This window comes from Echinicola arenosa (assembly GCF_014841125.1).
Classification (GTDB): Bacteria; Bacteroidota; Bacteroidia; order Cytophagales; family Cyclobacteriaceae; genus Echinicola; species Echinicola arenosa.
In genome coordinates this window covers 272,010-287,557 of sequence record NZ_JACYTQ010000007.1, presented here as the reverse complement: position 1 = coordinate 287,557, position 15,548 = coordinate 272,010, and the positions used below count along the sequence as shown (strand labels likewise).

Below are 15,548 nucleotides of genomic sequence, written 5' to 3'. Positions count from 1 at the left end.
TTAAAAGCTACATTTAAGTCTTGTTTTTTCACACCTCAAAATATCCATTTTGAGTTAAACAGGAAAGGCTAGCCGAGAAATCAGCTAGCCTTTTAAACTATCTACTTTTGAGACAGCCTCTTTCCAAACACTTAATTAATAAATTTCTGATATTAAAAAGTACCCGCCGATAAATGCTTATCATTTACCGGCAGGGTGCTGTCAGTCAGATCAAAAAATTACAAACCTACTCTTTAATGATGCTTTGGGTAGCACATCTCCAGATGAAATTATAGGCCACGCCATAATGTTCCCCAGAAGTTTCTTCCGTATCAGTAGCCTCTATAATATATTGACCTTTCCATGGAGTCTCCACTGTCACATTACCTTCCTCATCTGTCTCATAGGTCTTGGCCCAACCAGTTGGACTCACTACAGAAACAGACACCCCTTCCTGAGGTTCACCTTTAAACAAAACCTTAAATTCCAATGGAGTTTTCAAACTTTTTTCCTTTGGAGCAGTAAGGATCAAGGCCAAGTCAGTGGCTGTTTCTTCCTTTACCGTTGGCCGCCCCTTACCTACCCATACTTGAGAAGCTGTATTGAATTGGTAAATATAATCCCCACCTAAGTCCTTTGCAGAATGACCAATCTGTAAGCGGTATACCCCGTCCATTTCCGGAGTAAAGTAAGCGGTAAAATGATCCTCTCCTTCAGTGGTTTTCAAAGCTGTCTTATTTCCAGCTGGATCAATAAGCCATAATTCAAAATCCTTGACATCAGAGTACCAATCTCCCACCTTCTCAATCACGCCTTCAGCGTACTCTCCATAGAAGATCTTTACTTCTTGTTGTTGGCCTTTCTTGCCTACAACCTCAGTTTCAATCCAAAGAGCATGCCCCATGGCACAACCTAAATTCACAAACAAGGCCAAAGCCAATAACAGACTGAATTTCATTTTCATTTTTTCTACATTTAATTTTTCAACAAATCATAAATTTGAAGCTGCATTTGTGCTTCCTGAAGACAGCCCTTGAGCCGATAAAACTCTTCCTCCGGCAAAGTAAATTGAATATCCATGTGATAAGTCTCAAGCACAATTCTATCCACACCATCATAAAAAGGGCTATAATCACCTTCAAAAGACAATTCGTCTATATATAGACAAAACCCTTTAAAATCCAGCCGACTAAAACTGACCATGCACTGACCATACATCATTCCGATTCTACCACAATGCTCGCATTGGGTCAAGATGAAATCTTCTTTCATCACAATGACTTCTGGTTTACAGTAATTCATATCAATTCACTTTTGGTAAAAAATTCAATTAGTGCCTGTGATGAATAAGGTTTTAATGAGCTTTTTCAACTCCGATCGCGCAATCCTTAACCATAGCACAGGGCTTAATATTTATACAACCTTTCAATAGTTCCTTAGCGAATAAATGATGCTTCTAACTTTTAACTTAAGTCGAGGAATAAGAACAGGCACAGTCTGCAATAACTTGATAAAATGAAATCATTATTGTTATCAACCTTTGCAGACTGTGCTTTTATATTAGAATTTAAACCCTAGACTTAGACGGGCATTTCTCGGTGCTTCTGCTTGGTAATAGTAATACGTCGCGTAAGCAGACCCAGAATAAAGGTATTTATCTAGGATATTAAACACGTTTGCTCTAATGGTCAAATTATTATTTTCCCATGACAGTCCACCATCCAATTTGAAGTAATTAGGCAGTTCCATTTGCCCATCTCCAGGCCAATTCCAGGTTGATCTGTCTCCTTGGAAAGTAAAGCCAGCTGATACACCAAAGCCCTTTAAAGTGCCTTCGTTAAGTTTATAGGTCAACCAAGCATTGGCCAAGTGCTTTGAAAATCCAGGCACTAAATTACCTACCTGATCTTCCCTAGTATCTTTTGTGATTTCAGAATCTGTGTAGGCATAATTAGCCACTAAAACCAAGCCAGGAGCTAACTCCCCTCTCGCATCAAATTCAACTCCCTGAGCTCTGGTTTGTCCCAACTGTAAAGAATACTGATTGTTTGGATCTTCAGGATCTGGAACAAGCTGATTGTTTTTCAATATTCTGTACACTGAAAGACCAGTGCTCCATTTTCCATTAAAGAAATCTCGCTTCATCCCAAATTCAATATTGTTTCCAGTAATAGGCTTTGGCTTCTCTCCTCCTCTAAGTACACCTGTTTGTGGCACAAATGACTGGTCAAACAAAGCATAAACTGAAGTCTGGCTATCAAAAGAATAGCTTAAACCAACTCTTGGCGTAACTTGACTTTCATCTACCGTTTCCCCATATGAGTTTTGGGACACATATGTGTACCTTCCTGCCAAAGTCAATCTCAAATCATTATCAAAGAATCCCAACTCATCCTGTGCATAGAAGCCTGTATAAGACTGTGTAATCGCAGAAGTATTGGCTCTTTGTTTTAAACTTTTACTTCTGTCAAATTGTGGTAGACCATTGGCTGGAAATCCATAAGAAGGATTATCGGTATCAAAAGGCATTTCCTCTGAATCTAATTGATGCGACTGGCTCCAGTCAGCCATGTACTCTTTGGTTCCCATATCCAAACCTGTCAGAATACGATGGTTTACTGATCCTGTTTTCACTTCACCGTTGAGGTATACTTGTCCATAAGTACTTTCATTCAAGGCATCCCAGATGGAAACATACCTCAATAAGTTCGTTCCTTCAATACCATTCAACCACATAGAGCTACCCTCCATACTGTAATTAAAATAGGCTAACTGGCCAGTAACTTTCCAATTTTTATTGATCTGGTGTTGCAAATTGGCCATCACACTGTGATCATCTACATTGGTTGGATCCAATCCAGGCTCAGCAATGGTAAAACTCTGGTCATAAATTCCGTAGCCTTCAGTAGAAAATACATAAGCAGAACCTACATTGGCCATTTTAGCATGCTGATAGGCATACTCCAAAGTTAGTTTTGTATCCTCATCCAACTGATAACTTAAGACAGGTGCTATGCTGTAGCGATTAGTGAAATTATAATCTTGGAAGGAGTTTTGGGTTTGCCCCATCACATTCAATCTATAAAGTAACTTTCCATTTTTGCTCAATTTACCATCCAAGTCCAAAGTCCCTCTGTAAAGGTCATAGCTTCCTACGGTAAAATTAACGGCTCCTTGGGTCTGACCAGTAGGCTTTTTAGTTACTACATTGTAGATACCACTTGGTTCGCCATTGGACATCATAAACCCAGCAGGTCCCTTTACAAATTCTATATGAGACACAAAACTCATGTCTTCATTTAAAGGCCCCCAATTGGAGGTAACATTCATTCCATTTCTGAAAGCTCCTGCTCTAGAGCCTCTCATATTCACTCTTGCATACATATTACCCCAGTGTTCCAACCTAGAGGCACCACTGACGTTTCTTAGTACACCATCACTCATATCAATCACTTGTTGATCATTCAAAAGCTCTCCCGTGATCACCTGGATGTTTTGTGGTGTTTCGATCAAAGGAGTATTCAAGCGTAAACTGTTTGATGGTTTATCCACCTTATATTCACTTCTTGCTCCAGTCACCGTCACTGTATTTAGCTCTTCTTCAGTTGCTTTCAATTCCACTAATGGAACATTGATAAGTTGCCCTCCCCTTACTGTTATTTGTCTATCAATAGCAGTAAAACCAACTGCAGAAATAGTCAAAGTATAGCTTCCTGAAGGAGCGCTGAATTGGTATTTTCCCTCTTCACCCGTAGCAGCGCCAAAGGAAGTGCCATTAAGGATTACTGAAGCAAAAGGTATTGGACTACCAGTCTCATCCTGTACAAAGCCAGAAATGGTACCGTTTGTCTGAGCCATTAACAGCTGACCCAAACCGACAAAAACCACTAAAAGTAGAATCTTTTTCATTTTTCTTATTTAGATTAATTTTAATTAAGAGCAAATGTATACCTGTTTGGTATAAATTCTAAATTATTTAGAATGATTTTAAATAATTTTTTTCTATTAAAATTATATCACGATAGATTTTCTGTAACAGCAAACAATTGCTTCCAAAACTGAACTTGCTTTATTCAAGTTGCCCTTAGTTTGAATAATTCAAGTTGACTACAAATCAGGCTTGGAAATGATACAGTCATAGAAATTTGAATTGACTTAGCGATTTTTAACCAAATAAATTGAAGTGTAACTATTGTTTAAATTAAAAGTAAAATATTACTTTACGAGGCTTACAGGTTTCATAAGCAATGAATAAAACAATACGACATTCCTTCTTTTATCCACATCCCCATGAAGTAGTTTGGACCTATTTAACAGAAAGTAAATTGCTGGCTAAATGGCTTATGGAAAACAACTTCAAAGCAGAGGTAGGACATCATTTTTATTTCAAAACCAAGCCCAAATTCAAATTGAATTTTGACGGACATATTGATTGTGAAGTATTAAAAGTGGTCAAGTATCGATTATTGTCTTATTCTTGGAAAGGTGGTGGAAACACTGAAAACCCTAAGCTAGATAGTGTTGTCACATGGACACTTCAAAATAAAAACCATGGGACAGTTTTAACGCTTGAACATAGAGGTTTTGAAGGATTGAAAAATTATCCAGCCTACTTTATCATGAATATGGGCTGGATAAAAATCGGTAAACGTTTTTTAGCAAACTTGAACCAAAACGACCGTGCCAATGCTTGATGCTTTATAGGTCATTACTAGTCCTTATAGAATGGAGATTTTGTTTTTACTTTCTAAGAAAAATGTACCCATCACTTCACACGTAAAAACCTTGATATCAGTACACCCGCAATTTCTAAAATATTAAAATATATGTATATGCGCAATTTTATCAGTAAAGATTAAAAGCGAGTAGAAACTACATTAAAAGCGAGTAGAAACTACCCTCTTGATTAAACTATTATGACCATTTTTGGACAAGCAAATTGAGACAGCTTGGAAACCTTATGGATAAAGATCAAAGAGAATGATCAGTTAATACAATTTCTACCCTATTTTAGTTCTATTAGTTTTGATTTCATCAATATTGTCGTTGGCCCATTTTACCAAATTTTGGAGATTGGGCAAAAGACTTCTCCCCAAATCAGTCAACTCATATTCGACTTTGGGAGGCACATGAGGGTAAATTGTCCTGTTTACCAATCCATCTGTTTCTAATTTCTTTAGGGTAACAGTCAACATCTTTTGAGAAATTGTTTGAATGCATTTGTTCAACTCATTAAACCTCAGTTTCTCTTTTTCTCCCAATACCAACAAAACCAGTGTGGACCACTTATCTCCAAACCGATCAAGTATATTTCTTACAGGACACGTGTCCACATCTCCATATTTCTTTAAAATTTCTTCATCCATAACCCTCTGAAATTCAACTTTAATTACCAATAAGTAAGTGACTCACAACCACGTAAGTTCTTGACTATTTATGAGTATCACCTTACATTTACTTACCAAAAGTAACTAAATAAAAAATAGTAATCAACTATCGTAAAGTATGAAAAAGACACTTATCACAGGGGCAACTGGTGAACTTGGAAGTCTAATTATTAATTTCCTGAGTAAAAAAGCTTCCACATCAGATATTGCTGTATTGGTCAGAGACACACAGTCTGAAAAGGCCCGGCAATATGCAACGCAAGGCTTTGATGTAAGACAAGGAGACTACAATGATCCTGACAGTCTCATTAAGGCATTTGAAGGAATTGAACAATTGTTTCTGGTATCTGGTAATGACATTGAAGCCAGGATCAAGCAACATGAAACTGTCATCAAATCAGCTATTGAAAACCAAGTTGAGCACATCCTTTACACAAGCACCGTTAGAAAGGTAGAGGATTCATCCGCTCCTTTATTTCCTGTGGTTAATAGCCACAGGCTTACAGAAGAAAGCATAATCGCATCGGGTATGAATTATACAATACTTCGACATAACCTATACGCTGAGGTTATTCCACTTTTTATCGGAGGAAGGGAGCAAATCTTACAAACCAAAAACATATTCCTCCCTTCAGAAAATGGTAAATGCAATTTTGTAGCCAGAAAGGACTTGGCTGAAGCAGAAGCCAATATCTTAGCTGAGCCAGAGCAACATAAAAATAAGATTTACGAATTTAATGGAAACGAAGCCTTAGATTTTGAAACAATTAGCGAACTACTCTCTGAAATCCTTAAAGCCAGAGTAACTTATCATTCCCCAGATATCAACACCTTTGAATCAACCATGGAAAATGCAGGTCTACCTTCTGAAATAATTGGGATGTTGGCCATGTTTAGTATGGGCATTGCCTCTGGCGAATTTGAGCAAGATAAATCGGACCTAGAAATTATTTTAGGCAGAAAGGCTCAAAGTATCAAAACCTTTATTCAGGGAACATATGATTAAATATTAAAGAGAATAAACACCTCTTAGATTTCAACAAGCAGACAGTATCCTTTAATCTAAACAAGTCCTGTCTGCTTATTTATAAAATTTTAATACCTTTAATATCATCACTATAGCTTCATAATATATGGAAACTTTTTTTGAAGAGCTCTTTGCATATACCAATCATTACAACCAAAAGATTATAAAGATTTTGGTCAAAAATGACTCAAAAGACCTAAGTAAATCCCTTAAACTATTTTCCCATATCCTCAATGCACACAGTCTTTGGAATGCAAAAATCAACCACCTCCCTCCTCCATGTAAACCATGGGATTTCCAAGAAACAAAGAACTTTAGGGATTTAAACAGGAGTAATTTCGAGAACTCACTTTCTATAATTAAAGAAAGACCAATGGATGAGCTTATACGGTATCGCCTTGGCAAAGGGCAAGAGCTGCAAAACAACGTGCAGGACATGCTTTTTCAAATCATCAATCACAGCACTTACCATAGAGCGCAAATTGCAACAGATTTCAGGGAAAACGGGCTAGATCCGATCATGGCCGAATATATTATTTATAAAATGCCTCATCCCCTTTAAATTAATATCCTTCTTCTTTCAAACTCTCTCGTTTTTTAAACATCGCAACTTTCGGGTGGCTTCTTATCAGCTTCCTTCCTACTTTTACAATATGCAAAGTCAGGAAGCCATTACTTACCAAAGGGTAGCAGAAGCCCTGCAATACCTACAAGAAAACTACAAAAAACAACCAAGTCTGGAAGAAGTTGCAGGAAAATCCAACCTAAGTCCATTCCATTTTCAACGTATTTTTACAGAGTGGGCAGGAGTAAGTCCTAAGAAATTCCTTCAATATATCAGCTTAGGACATGCAAAAAGAGTACTCAAAAACACTTCCTCAAACCTTATCGACGCCAGCATGGCAGCAGGACTCTCTGGTCCTGGCAGGCTCCATGATCTTTTTATCAAGATAGAAGGCATGACACCGGGTGAGTACAAAAATGGAGGTGCCAATTTGCAGATCAACTATAGCTTTGCCACAAGCCCTTTTGGAAAAGTTTTGCTTGCCTCGACTGCCAAGGGCATTTGTCATATTTCCTTTTTTGAAACGGAAGGGTTTGCCTTAAAAGACTTAACTGATCGATACCCTAATGCATCATTCCAAGAATCGATGGAACCTATTCATCAGAAAGCATTGGCTATCTTCGATAAAGACTGGTCAAAAGTAGACCAAATCAAGTTGCACCTAAAAGGCACTGATTTTCAACTTAAAGTTTGGGAAAGTCTTCTGCAAATCCCTATGGGCAAGCTTTCGACCTATGGTCAAATAGCACAACATATCCAAAAACCCAAAGCTTCAAGAGCCGTAGGAACAGCCATTGGCAGCAACCCAGTTGCCTATTTAATCCCCTGCCATCGTGTGATCCAGTCCAGTGGAATCTTTGGTGGATACATGTGGGACCCTAGACGGAAAACGGCCATTATAGGCTGGGAGGCAGCAATGACAGACAAAAAAGAATTTCCAAAAAAATCAGAATAAAGCTTCTACTCAATTCTTATTCAAAATACTATCTTTCCAATTCTTCCAACTTATTTATCGCCATGGACCTTTTTAACCAAGATGTGTCAACCAATCTTCTTCCCTATGACGGAACAGTCCATTATTATGGCAAAATCCTGAACGAACAAGAGGCCAATTATTATTTTGATAGATTGATGGAAAGCATTGAGTGGCGACATGATGAGGCTGTAATCTATGGAAAGCACTATACTACTAAAAGAAAAGTGGCTTGGTATGGAGATAAGCCCTATGAATACACTTATTCTAATACCACCAAAAAAGCTTTAGCCTGGACACAAGAATTAAAGCAATTGAAAACTTGGGTTGAGGAAAAAGCACAAACACAATTCAATTCCTGCTTACTCAATCTTTATCATGATGGATCGGAAGGAATGGCTTACCACAGCGACAGTGAAAAATCTTTGGGCACCAATTCAGTTATCACCTCTCTATCCCTAGGTGCTGATCGAAAATTCACTTTCAAACATAAAAGCAATAAACAAACGGTCTCAACCATTCTAGAAAATGGCAGTCTACTCGTTATGCGCGGCACTACCCAAAATCATTGGCTGCATCGCCTCCCTCCCACTAAAAAAGTTACCAGACCCAGAATTAGTTTGACCTTTAGGACAATTGTTTCTGAACAAATCAATTAACTCTTTTCCAAAAAACTGAGCGACCAAAAACCGGCATCCCTAAATACCCTCTTACTTCTAAAACACCTTTGTCATCAAGCTTTAACTGACAGGAATACGTTTCGCCACTTTCGGGGTCATATAATTCTCCATTTACCCATTTTCCATCTTTATAATGTAAGTCCTCAATGATTTTCAACCCTAAAATAGGACGTCGGCGAAGTGATCGGTCAGCGTTTTGATGATCCAATTTCGGCGCTCCGTTTTCATTTGGATTAGCTAACCAAACCACTCGGGCAAAAAAACCATCCTCTTCCTTCTCTATCTCAAGCTTGGCTGATCCATCAGACGTCACCCATTCACCCAATATTTCTTCCCCATCTTGAGCCATCATTGGCCAAATGAAAAACATGTTGATTGAAAATAATAGAAGCTTCACTTTTATCATCCTGCTATTATTGTTTTTGCAATTGGAAATTTAGTTTTTATTTATTTTAAAAGGAACTCCAAACGATGTTTCGTAGTTTTGCAGACTAAAATTGAAAGCATATGAAAAACTCGGAGATAAATTTCACCATCAACCTTGACGAAAAGAACCTTCCCAAAACCATCAAGTGGGACGCTACAGACAAAGAAAGCCAAGGAGCAGAAGATACCAAGTCAATCAGCCTAAATATTTGGGACAACTTAAACCATAGTACGCTTCGCATTGATCTTTGGACTGAAGATATGTCAGTAGTAGAAATGAAAAGATTCTACATCGATATTCTTGGAGGAATGGCACAGACTATCTTGAACAGTACGGGTGATGAATACATGTCTGAAGAGATGAAAGAATTGTGCGACAGACTAGTTACTCATGTAAACGAAGAAAACAAAAACGTTAAGTAAGTAACGTTTAACTGATATAAAACTTCCCAAAGACAGTAAGACCCTTAACTTACTGTCTTTCTTATTTTTACCCCCTTCCAATGTTAACAATCGCTATCCAGCGATGTATTTATCCCCTTTTTACTTTAATTAGTTAAGCTTTTTAAGCTATATTATATTATAATTAAGCGGTTAATTCCGCTAAAAGCAATTAGCAAAACTAACCCAAGTTGACATGAAGAAAGTTGATCCAAGAGCATGGCGCCTATTTTTCTACGCCTGTATCTTTTTATTGTCTTTTGGTAGTAGGCCCATTCTGGCACAGGAAAAGACTACCATATCGGGCATTGTAACCGACGCAGACACAGATGAAACCCTTATCGGGGTAAATGTATTGGTAAAAGGTAAAGTAATCGGAACAGTTACTGATCTAGATGGACGCTTTTCGCTAGAAGTGAACCAAGCTCCTCCCTTAACATTGGTTTTCTCAATGGTTGGCTATGCCTCTCAGGAAGTGTTGATCAGCAATGCAAATACCACTGGCCTCAGTGTTCAGCTGGAAGAACAAACTTTCCTGGGACAGGAAGTAGTGGTTTCCGCCTCAAGGGTAGAAGAAAGTATTTTAAGTTCCCCAGTGTCTATTGAAAAAATGGATATCCTGAGCATTAAGGAAACTGCGAGTGATAGCTATTACAAGGCCATTGCCAATTTGAAGGGGGTAGATGTAACCTCCTCCTCTATCAACTTCCAAATCATCAACGCTAGAGGATTCAATAGCACTGGAAACACCCGTTTTGTCCAGCTTACAGATGGAATGGACACCCAAGCACCTGCTTTGAACTTTCCAATTAGTAACCTCAACGGTCCTTCGGAACTAGATGTAGAAAGCGTGGAGTTTATCCCGGGAGCATCATCTGCCCTTTATGGCCCGAATGCATTTAACGGCATCCTTTTGGTCAATAGCAAGAGTCCCTTTGATTATCAGGGCTTAAGTGCCTATTACAAACAAGGTTTCAACCATATCAATGGCCGAGAGGGAGAACCCCAAAGCCCACAACCTATGTTTGAAGGCTCCATCCGCTATGCCAAAGCATTTAACAATAAGTGGGCTTTTAAAATCAACGCTTCATTTATGAAAGCAGAAGACTGGTATGGAACAGATATGACTGACCTCAATGCAAGAAGTCAAGGCAACCTACCTTTTAATCCTGGAGCGAACATTGTCCATGTATTTGGGGACGAGGTAGCTAATAACATTGGTCTACTGAGAAATGTCGGTGCTATTCAGCAACAAGCCTCCAATCTAGGGCTTGGGGGTTATTTGTCAAGCATCCCCGACCAAGTCGTATCCAGAACAGGCTACGAAGAGCGTTATTTGGTGGATTATGGCGCGGCCACCAATAAGGTCAACGCTGCTCTCCATTATAGGCTTAATGATCAGTTAGAGCTCTCTTACACCTTCAACTATGGTGCGGGAACCAGTGTTTATACAGGTGCCCAACGTTATTCCCTCTCAGACTTTGAAATTTCCCAACACAAATTGGAGCTTAAAGGAGACAATTTCTTTTTAAGAGCTTATACCACTCGTGAAAACTCTGGAGGATCTTTTATAGCTGACTTAACTGGGGTGCGCATCAATGACATGTGGAAGGACAATTCTACTTGGTTTGGAGAGTACACCCTTGCCTACATGGGCGCTTTAGCGCTACAAGGAGTTGCTCCTGGTCAACCAGGAACTACCGAACAACAAGCAACAGCACACCAATCTGCTAGAAACTTAGCAGACCAAGGAAGGTATTTACCAGGAACTACCGAGTTTGACAATGCTTCCAATACAGTTAAGAATGACTTCATTCCACAAGGTTCCCTTTTCAATGACCGCTCCAGAATGTACATGGGAGAAGGTCAGTACAATTTTAAAGATGAAATAGACTTCTTAGACCTTCAGGTAGGTGCCAGTTACCGATTATATTCCCTTAATTCAAACGGGACTATTTTTGCTGATGTAGAAGGAAATGAGATTACCATTGCGGAATACGGTGCCTTTGCCCAAGGATCCAAAAAATTCTGGGATGACCACCTAAAATTAATGGCTTCTATCAGGTATGATAAAAATGAAAACTTCAAAGGCCAGTTTAATCCAAGGATTTCTGCTGTAATCACCCAAGGCAATAATAACATCAGACTTTCTTATCAAACCGGCTTCAGGATGCCTACCACCCAAGGTCAACATATTGATCTTAATGTTGTTTCCGCAAGATTATTGGGCGGTTTACCTTATTACAGGGAAAAATACGAAATCTTTGACAATGCCTTTTCCTTGGCATCAGTCAACGCCTACACAGCTGAGGTAGGCAAGGGAACTAGCCCGGTCGATCCAGCTGCTACCAGCCTTTTAGTACCTGTAAACGACCTTCCTGATTTAAGGCCTGAGCAAGTGCAATCTTTTGAAATTGGCTATAAAAGCCTTTTGGCAGACAATAGATTACTTTTGGATTTTGCTTACTACTATAATATATACAATGATTTCATCACGCAGACTGCAGTGAGAAAGGCTCCTGGGCCAGTATACCCTACCCCTGCTAATGACGAGCAAGCTGCAATAAACGCAGTCAATGCCCCTTCCTTATTGACACCAATCACCACTCCAGGTGAAGAAAACACTTTCCAAACCTATACCAATTTGGTGGGGAACAGTGTCAAGGCAAATGGTGCAGCTTTGGGTATTACCTATAACCTCCCTAGTAATTTCACCATTGGTGGCAACTATAATTACAACAAGTTGCTTTCAGACATTGAAGAAGGCTTCTTGTCAGACTTCAATACTCCAGAGCACAAATTCAACTTATCTTTCTCCAATAGGAAATTAACAGAAAAATTAGGCTTCAATGTAACCTACCGTTACCAAACGGCATTCCACTGGGAGTCTTCCTTTGCAACTGGAGAAGTTCCGGAAGTAGGAACCATGGACGCCCAGGTTAGCTATAAGGTTAAAGATTGGAAGTCCATCATTAAGTTAGGAGGATCAAACGTATTCAACAATCGTTATTTCCTTAACTTCGGAGGACCTACAATCGGAGCGATCTATTATGTAAGCATCACCTTTGACGAACTCCTCAATTAAACCCAGAAAACATGAAAACGGTGAGAAAAACAAAATATATCTTTTTGCTGGCACTGCTTTTAGGCTCTTGTCAATATGAATTCCCTGAAATACCTAATACTGAACCAGATGCGGGAGGAGCGGATTTCAGTAAGTTCATTGCAGTAGGCAATTCCCTTACAGCTGGCTACATGGATGGTGCACTTTATAATCGTAGTCAGCAAAATTCATTCGCTGTAATTCTAGGCGAACAATTTAAGTTTGTCGGAGGAGCTGACTTTAATGTTCCAAATATAAATTCTCAAAATGGCTTTTTTACCATGGGGCCTAATGGACCTTTAGGAAGATTGGTTCTGACCATGGCCCCCGGCACAGGAAGTATCGGCCCTGCCCCTATTGGACCTGGTGATTTACCTTCAGCATATTCCGGTGACAAGACTGCCTTGAATAATTTCGGTGTTCCTGGAATTACGATAGGGCAAGCACTTACTCCACTTACAGGAGGCCCAAACAGTGAGTCCAACCCAGCGTTTTCTCCAATGTATGCTCGCTTTGCCAGTAATCCAGGGACATCCACCCTGATAGGAGATGCCGCAGCTGCTTTGGCTAATGGAGGAACTTTCTTCTCGTTCTGGCTAGGAGGAAATGATGTACTGGGATATGCCATTGAAGGTGCTTCTGATCCATCCATATTAACGTCTGATAGTGATTTCCAAGCTCGGCTGACAGCTGCCTTGGGTAGCTTGTTAAATGCCAACCCTACCGCTAATGGTATTATCATGAACCTGCCTACCCTAAACATCCTTCCTTATTTTAACTTGGTCCCATACAATGCGCTTCCTTTGAGCCAATCTGATGCAGACCAAGCCAATCAAGGTTACGCATTATATAATGGAGGACTTGCTCAAGCAGCTGGTCTAGGCCTGATTAGTGAAGATGAAAAACAATATAGAACTATCAGCTTCACAGCAGGGCAAAATGCTTTTGTAATTGAAGATGAAAGCCTAACAGACCTGAGTGCTTTGGGACTCCCTTCTATCAGACAAAGTAAACCAGAAGACAAAACCACTTTGCCCCTCTCCCAAGCATTGGGGCAACCGTCTGCAGCCCATCCCAATGGACAGAGAGGTGTTTCATTCCCTGTAGAAGACAACTTCATGCTAATCCCTAATGAACAAGAGGAGATCAGTGCTAAAATCCAGAGCTTTAATGCCATGATTACCGCGGCGGCAAATAGCAATGCTGAAAGAATGCTTTTGATTGATATAGCTGCCTATTTTGAACAAATAAGGAACGGAGAAGTCAGCGAAGGAGGTGTAGGCTTAAATATTAGTATTTCCCCTCCCAATGGTGCAATTTCTGTAGATGGCATCCACCCCAATGGAAGAGCCCATGCCTTTATTTCCAATTTTATAATTGATAAGATCAACTCAAAATGGCAGGCTACCATTCCTAAAGTTAACCCCAATGCATATGTGGGCAACGACCTGCCAAGATAAAAAAAAAGCCCTGCTACAATGTAACAGGGCTTTTCCATTCACTTTAACCACTAACAACCATAAAACAAAAATTCGTCATGCCATAAGCAATCGGAAATGATGAAAACATCACTTTGTCGTAGTCCGTACGGGAATCGAACCCGTGTTTCATCCGTGAAAGGGATGCGTCCTAACCCCTAGACGAACGGACCATAATTGAAAAGACAAGGATAAAATGGTAGTCCGTACGGGAATCGAACCCGTGTTTCATCCGTGAAAGGGATGCGTCCTAACCCCTAGACGAACGGACCATTTTACTTCTATTTCCTTGCCTTTTCTTTAAGGTGATGCAAATATAGAGGGTTAAATTAACAATGCAAAACCCAACCAAAAAATATTTGGTTTTTTCTTACAACACCTTGGGAATTAGGTTAAAAAAATTGCTGTAGTGTATCTAGCACATCTTTATTAACTTTGTTTTTCATTTTAAGACCTACCCAAATTAGATTAAAAGTATGGCAAAAACCAACATCGCCATCAATGGCTTTGGCAGAATAGGCCGCTATGTTTTCAAACTTTTGGAACAAAACCCAAATGTAGATGTCGTAGCCATTAATGACCTTATGGAAATCTCCAACCTCGCCCATTTATTGAAATATGACTCGATACATGGAAGGTTTCCAGGAGTAATCACTTCAACAGAAGATACCATACTGGTCAATGGCAAAACAGTCAAAATATTTGGAAAAAAATCTCCTGAAGAACTCCCTTGGGAATTGTTGAATGTAGACGTGGTCATAGAATGTACGGGGAGATTTGTGGCGAAGGAAAAGGCCGAAGGCCACTTAACCGCTGGGGCCAAAAGGGTGATTATCTCCGCTCCTGCCCTTGGAGATGTCCCCACAGTGGTGCTGGGAGTAAATGATAACATCCTGACTGGAAAGGAAAGAATAGTTTCCAACGCTTCCTGCACTACCAACTGCCTCGCCCCTATGATCAAAGTACTCGAAGAAAATTTTGGCATTGATAGAGGTTTTGTCTCCACTGTGCACTCCTACACCGCAGACCAAAACCTTCAGGATGCCCCTCACCGGGATCTTCGCCGCGCAAGAGCAGCAGCTTGTTCCATTATCCCTACCACTACCAATGCGGCAAAGGCAGTCGAACTTGTCATGCCCGAAATCAAAGGTAAACTACACGCCATGGCTTATCGGGTTCCCGTGCCTGATGGTTCCTTAACAGAACTCAATGTCATCCTTAACAGGGAAACCAATAGAGATGAAATAAATAAAGTAATGTCAGATGCTGCAAAAAACAGCATGAAGGGCTATATTGAATACGAAGAAGCCCCTCTGGTTTCTGCAGATATCATTGGCAATCCCTATTCTTGCATCTTTGATGCTGGACTTACAGAAGTAAATGGCAACCTAGTAAAGATCATCGGGTGGTATGACAATGAGTCAGGCTACGCTAATAGAGTGGTAGATCTGATTGGAAAATTGAGCCAATTCGACTAACTAAATTATCA

General features: G+C 39.7%; 14 protein-coding genes and 2 tRNA genes. 9 read left to right on the top strand and 7 right to left on the bottom strand.

The window, feature by feature from the left end:
* Positions 1-226: 226 nt before the first annotated feature.
* From IFO69_RS18185 to IFO69_RS18175, 3 genes are all read right to left on the bottom strand, one after another.
* Positions 227-943 (bottom strand): DUF4198 domain-containing protein, encoded by a 717-nt coding sequence (locus IFO69_RS18185; protein ID WP_192011553.1) that lies wholly within the window; start codon positions 941-943, stop codon positions 227-229.
* 11 nt (positions 944-954) lie between these two features.
* On the bottom strand, positions 955-1,281 hold the full coding sequence (locus IFO69_RS18180) for a DUF6686 family protein (protein WP_192011552.1): 327 nt from the start codon (positions 1,279-1,281) through the stop codon (positions 955-957).
* Positions 1,282-1,539: 258 nt separating this feature from the next.
* Entirely contained in the window at positions 1,540-3,888 is a 2,349-nt protein-coding gene (locus IFO69_RS18175; protein ID WP_192011551.1) for a TonB-dependent receptor, read from the bottom strand.
* Between the two features lie 338 nt (positions 3,889-4,226).
* Between IFO69_RS18175 and IFO69_RS18170 the strand changes: the two genes are divergently transcribed.
* Positions 4,227-4,673 carry an SRPBCC family protein gene (locus tag IFO69_RS18170; protein WP_192011550.1) on the top strand — a complete coding sequence of 149 codons (447 nt, stop codon included), beginning with the start codon at positions 4,227-4,229 and terminating at the stop codon, positions 4,671-4,673.
* A 306-nt stretch (positions 4,674-4,979) separates the two neighbouring features.
* On the opposite strand, the gene IFO69_RS18165 is transcribed toward IFO69_RS18170, so the two are convergent.
* Complete coding sequence (locus IFO69_RS18165; RefSeq protein ID WP_192011549.1) at positions 4,980-5,345, bottom strand: winged helix-turn-helix transcriptional regulator; 366 nt, start codon at positions 5,343-5,345, stop codon at positions 4,980-4,982.
* A 139-nt stretch (positions 5,346-5,484) separates the two neighbouring features.
* Here IFO69_RS18165 and IFO69_RS18160 point away from each other — a divergent pair, with 139 nt between their 5' ends.
* The 4 genes from IFO69_RS18160 to IFO69_RS18145 all read left to right on the top strand — a co-directional run bounded on the left by IFO69_RS18160 (position 5,485) and on the right by IFO69_RS18145 (position 8,590).
* Complete coding sequence (locus tag IFO69_RS18160; protein ID WP_192011548.1) at positions 5,485-6,372, top strand: SDR family oxidoreductase; 888 nt, start codon at positions 5,485-5,487, stop codon at positions 6,370-6,372.
* Between the two features lie 127 nt (positions 6,373-6,499).
* Entirely contained in the window at positions 6,500-6,955 is a 456-nt protein-coding gene (locus IFO69_RS18155; RefSeq protein ID WP_192011547.1) for a DinB family protein, read from the top strand.
* A 55-nt stretch (positions 6,956-7,010) separates the two neighbouring features.
* Complete coding sequence (locus IFO69_RS18150; protein WP_317173487.1) at positions 7,011-7,913, top strand: methylated-DNA--[protein]-cysteine S-methyltransferase; 903 nt, start codon at positions 7,011-7,013, stop codon at positions 7,911-7,913.
* Positions 7,914-7,975: 62 nt separating this feature from the next.
* Complete coding sequence (locus IFO69_RS18145; protein ID WP_192011546.1) at positions 7,976-8,590, top strand: alpha-ketoglutarate-dependent dioxygenase AlkB family protein; 615 nt, start codon at positions 7,976-7,978, stop codon at positions 8,588-8,590.
* Here the strand turns inward: IFO69_RS18145 and IFO69_RS18140 are convergent.
* Entirely contained in the window at positions 8,583-8,981 is a 399-nt protein-coding gene (locus IFO69_RS18140; RefSeq protein ID WP_192011545.1) for a DUF2147 domain-containing protein, read from the bottom strand. The genes IFO69_RS18145 and IFO69_RS18140 overlap by 8 nt on opposite strands.
* A 137-nt stretch (positions 8,982-9,118) precedes the next feature.
* On the opposite strand from IFO69_RS18140, the gene gldC reads away from it, so the two are divergent.
* The 3 genes from gldC to IFO69_RS18125 all read left to right on the top strand — a co-directional run bounded on the left by gldC (position 9,119) and on the right by IFO69_RS18125 (position 14,041).
* Positions 9,119-9,460: a gliding motility protein GldC gene (gldC, locus tag IFO69_RS18135; RefSeq protein ID WP_192011544.1), complete on the top strand. Its 342-nt coding sequence runs from the start codon at positions 9,119-9,121 to the stop codon at positions 9,458-9,460.
* 214 nt (positions 9,461-9,674) lie between these two features.
* Complete coding sequence (locus IFO69_RS18130; protein WP_192011543.1) at positions 9,675-12,563, top strand: TonB-dependent receptor; 2,889 nt, start codon at positions 9,675-9,677, stop codon at positions 12,561-12,563.
* A gap of 11 nt (positions 12,564-12,574) precedes the next feature.
* Positions 12,575-14,041 carry an SGNH/GDSL hydrolase family protein gene (locus IFO69_RS18125; protein WP_192011542.1) on the top strand — a complete coding sequence of 489 codons (1,467 nt, stop codon included), beginning with the start codon at positions 12,575-12,577 and terminating at the stop codon, positions 14,039-14,041.
* A 119-nt stretch (positions 14,042-14,160) separates the two neighbouring features.
* On the opposite strand, the gene IFO69_RS18120 is transcribed toward IFO69_RS18125, so the two are convergent.
* Both IFO69_RS18120 and IFO69_RS18115 read right to left on the bottom strand, forming a co-directional pair.
* Positions 14,161-14,232 (bottom strand) — tRNA-Glu (locus tag IFO69_RS18120).
* Between the two features lie 24 nt (positions 14,233-14,256).
* Positions 14,257-14,331: transfer RNA gene (locus tag IFO69_RS18115), tRNA-Glu, on the bottom strand.
* Between the two features lie 204 nt (positions 14,332-14,535).
* Here IFO69_RS18115 and gap point away from each other — a divergent pair.
* Positions 14,536-15,537, top strand: coding sequence for a type I glyceraldehyde-3-phosphate dehydrogenase (gene gap / locus IFO69_RS18110; protein ID WP_192011541.1), 1,002 nt, complete (start codon positions 14,536-14,538; stop codon positions 15,535-15,537).
* The last annotated feature ends 11 nt before the right edge of the window (positions 15,538-15,548 follow it).

What these genes read in the sequence shown, in the direction of transcription:
- IFO69_RS18140 (WP_192011545.1), bottom strand. Translation starts at nt 8,981, where the DNA reads ATGTTTTTCATTTGGCCAATGATGGCTCAAGATGGGGAAGAAATATTG.
- IFO69_RS18145 (WP_192011546.1), top strand. Translation starts at nt 7,976, where the DNA reads ATGGACCTTTTTAACCAAGATGTGTCAACCAATCTTCTTCCCTATGAC.
- IFO69_RS18160 (WP_192011548.1), top strand. Translation starts at nt 5,485, where the DNA reads ATGAAAAAGACACTTATCACAGGGGCAACTGGTGAACTTGGAAGTCTA.
- IFO69_RS18155 (WP_192011547.1), top strand. Translation starts at nt 6,500, where the DNA reads ATGGAAACTTTTTTTGAAGAGCTCTTTGCATATACCAATCATTACAAC.
- IFO69_RS18180 (WP_192011552.1), bottom strand. Translation starts at nt 1,281, where the DNA reads ATGAATTACTGTAAACCAGAAGTCATTGTGATGAAAGAAGATTTCATC.
- IFO69_RS18125 (WP_192011542.1), top strand. Translation starts at nt 12,575, where the DNA reads ATGAAAACGGTGAGAAAAACAAAATATATCTTTTTGCTGGCACTGCTT.
- IFO69_RS18130 (WP_192011543.1), top strand. Translation starts at nt 9,675, where the DNA reads ATGAAGAAAGTTGATCCAAGAGCATGGCGCCTATTTTTCTACGCCTGT.
- IFO69_RS18165 (WP_192011549.1), bottom strand. Translation starts at nt 5,345, where the DNA reads ATGGATGAAGAAATTTTAAAGAAATATGGAGATGTGGACACGTGTCCT.
- IFO69_RS18170 (WP_192011550.1), top strand. Translation starts at nt 4,227, where the DNA reads ATGAATAAAACAATACGACATTCCTTCTTTTATCCACATCCCCATGAA.
- gldC (WP_192011544.1), top strand. Translation starts at nt 9,119, where the DNA reads ATGAAAAACTCGGAGATAAATTTCACCATCAACCTTGACGAAAAGAAC.
- IFO69_RS18175 (WP_192011551.1), bottom strand. Translation starts at nt 3,888, where the DNA reads ATGAAAAAGATTCTACTTTTAGTGGTTTTTGTCGGTTTGGGTCAGCTG.
- IFO69_RS18185 (WP_192011553.1), bottom strand. Translation starts at nt 943, where the DNA reads ATGAAAATGAAATTCAGTCTGTTATTGGCTTTGGCCTTGTTTGTGAAT.
- gap (WP_192011541.1), top strand. Translation starts at nt 14,536, where the DNA reads ATGGCAAAAACCAACATCGCCATCAATGGCTTTGGCAGAATAGGCCGC.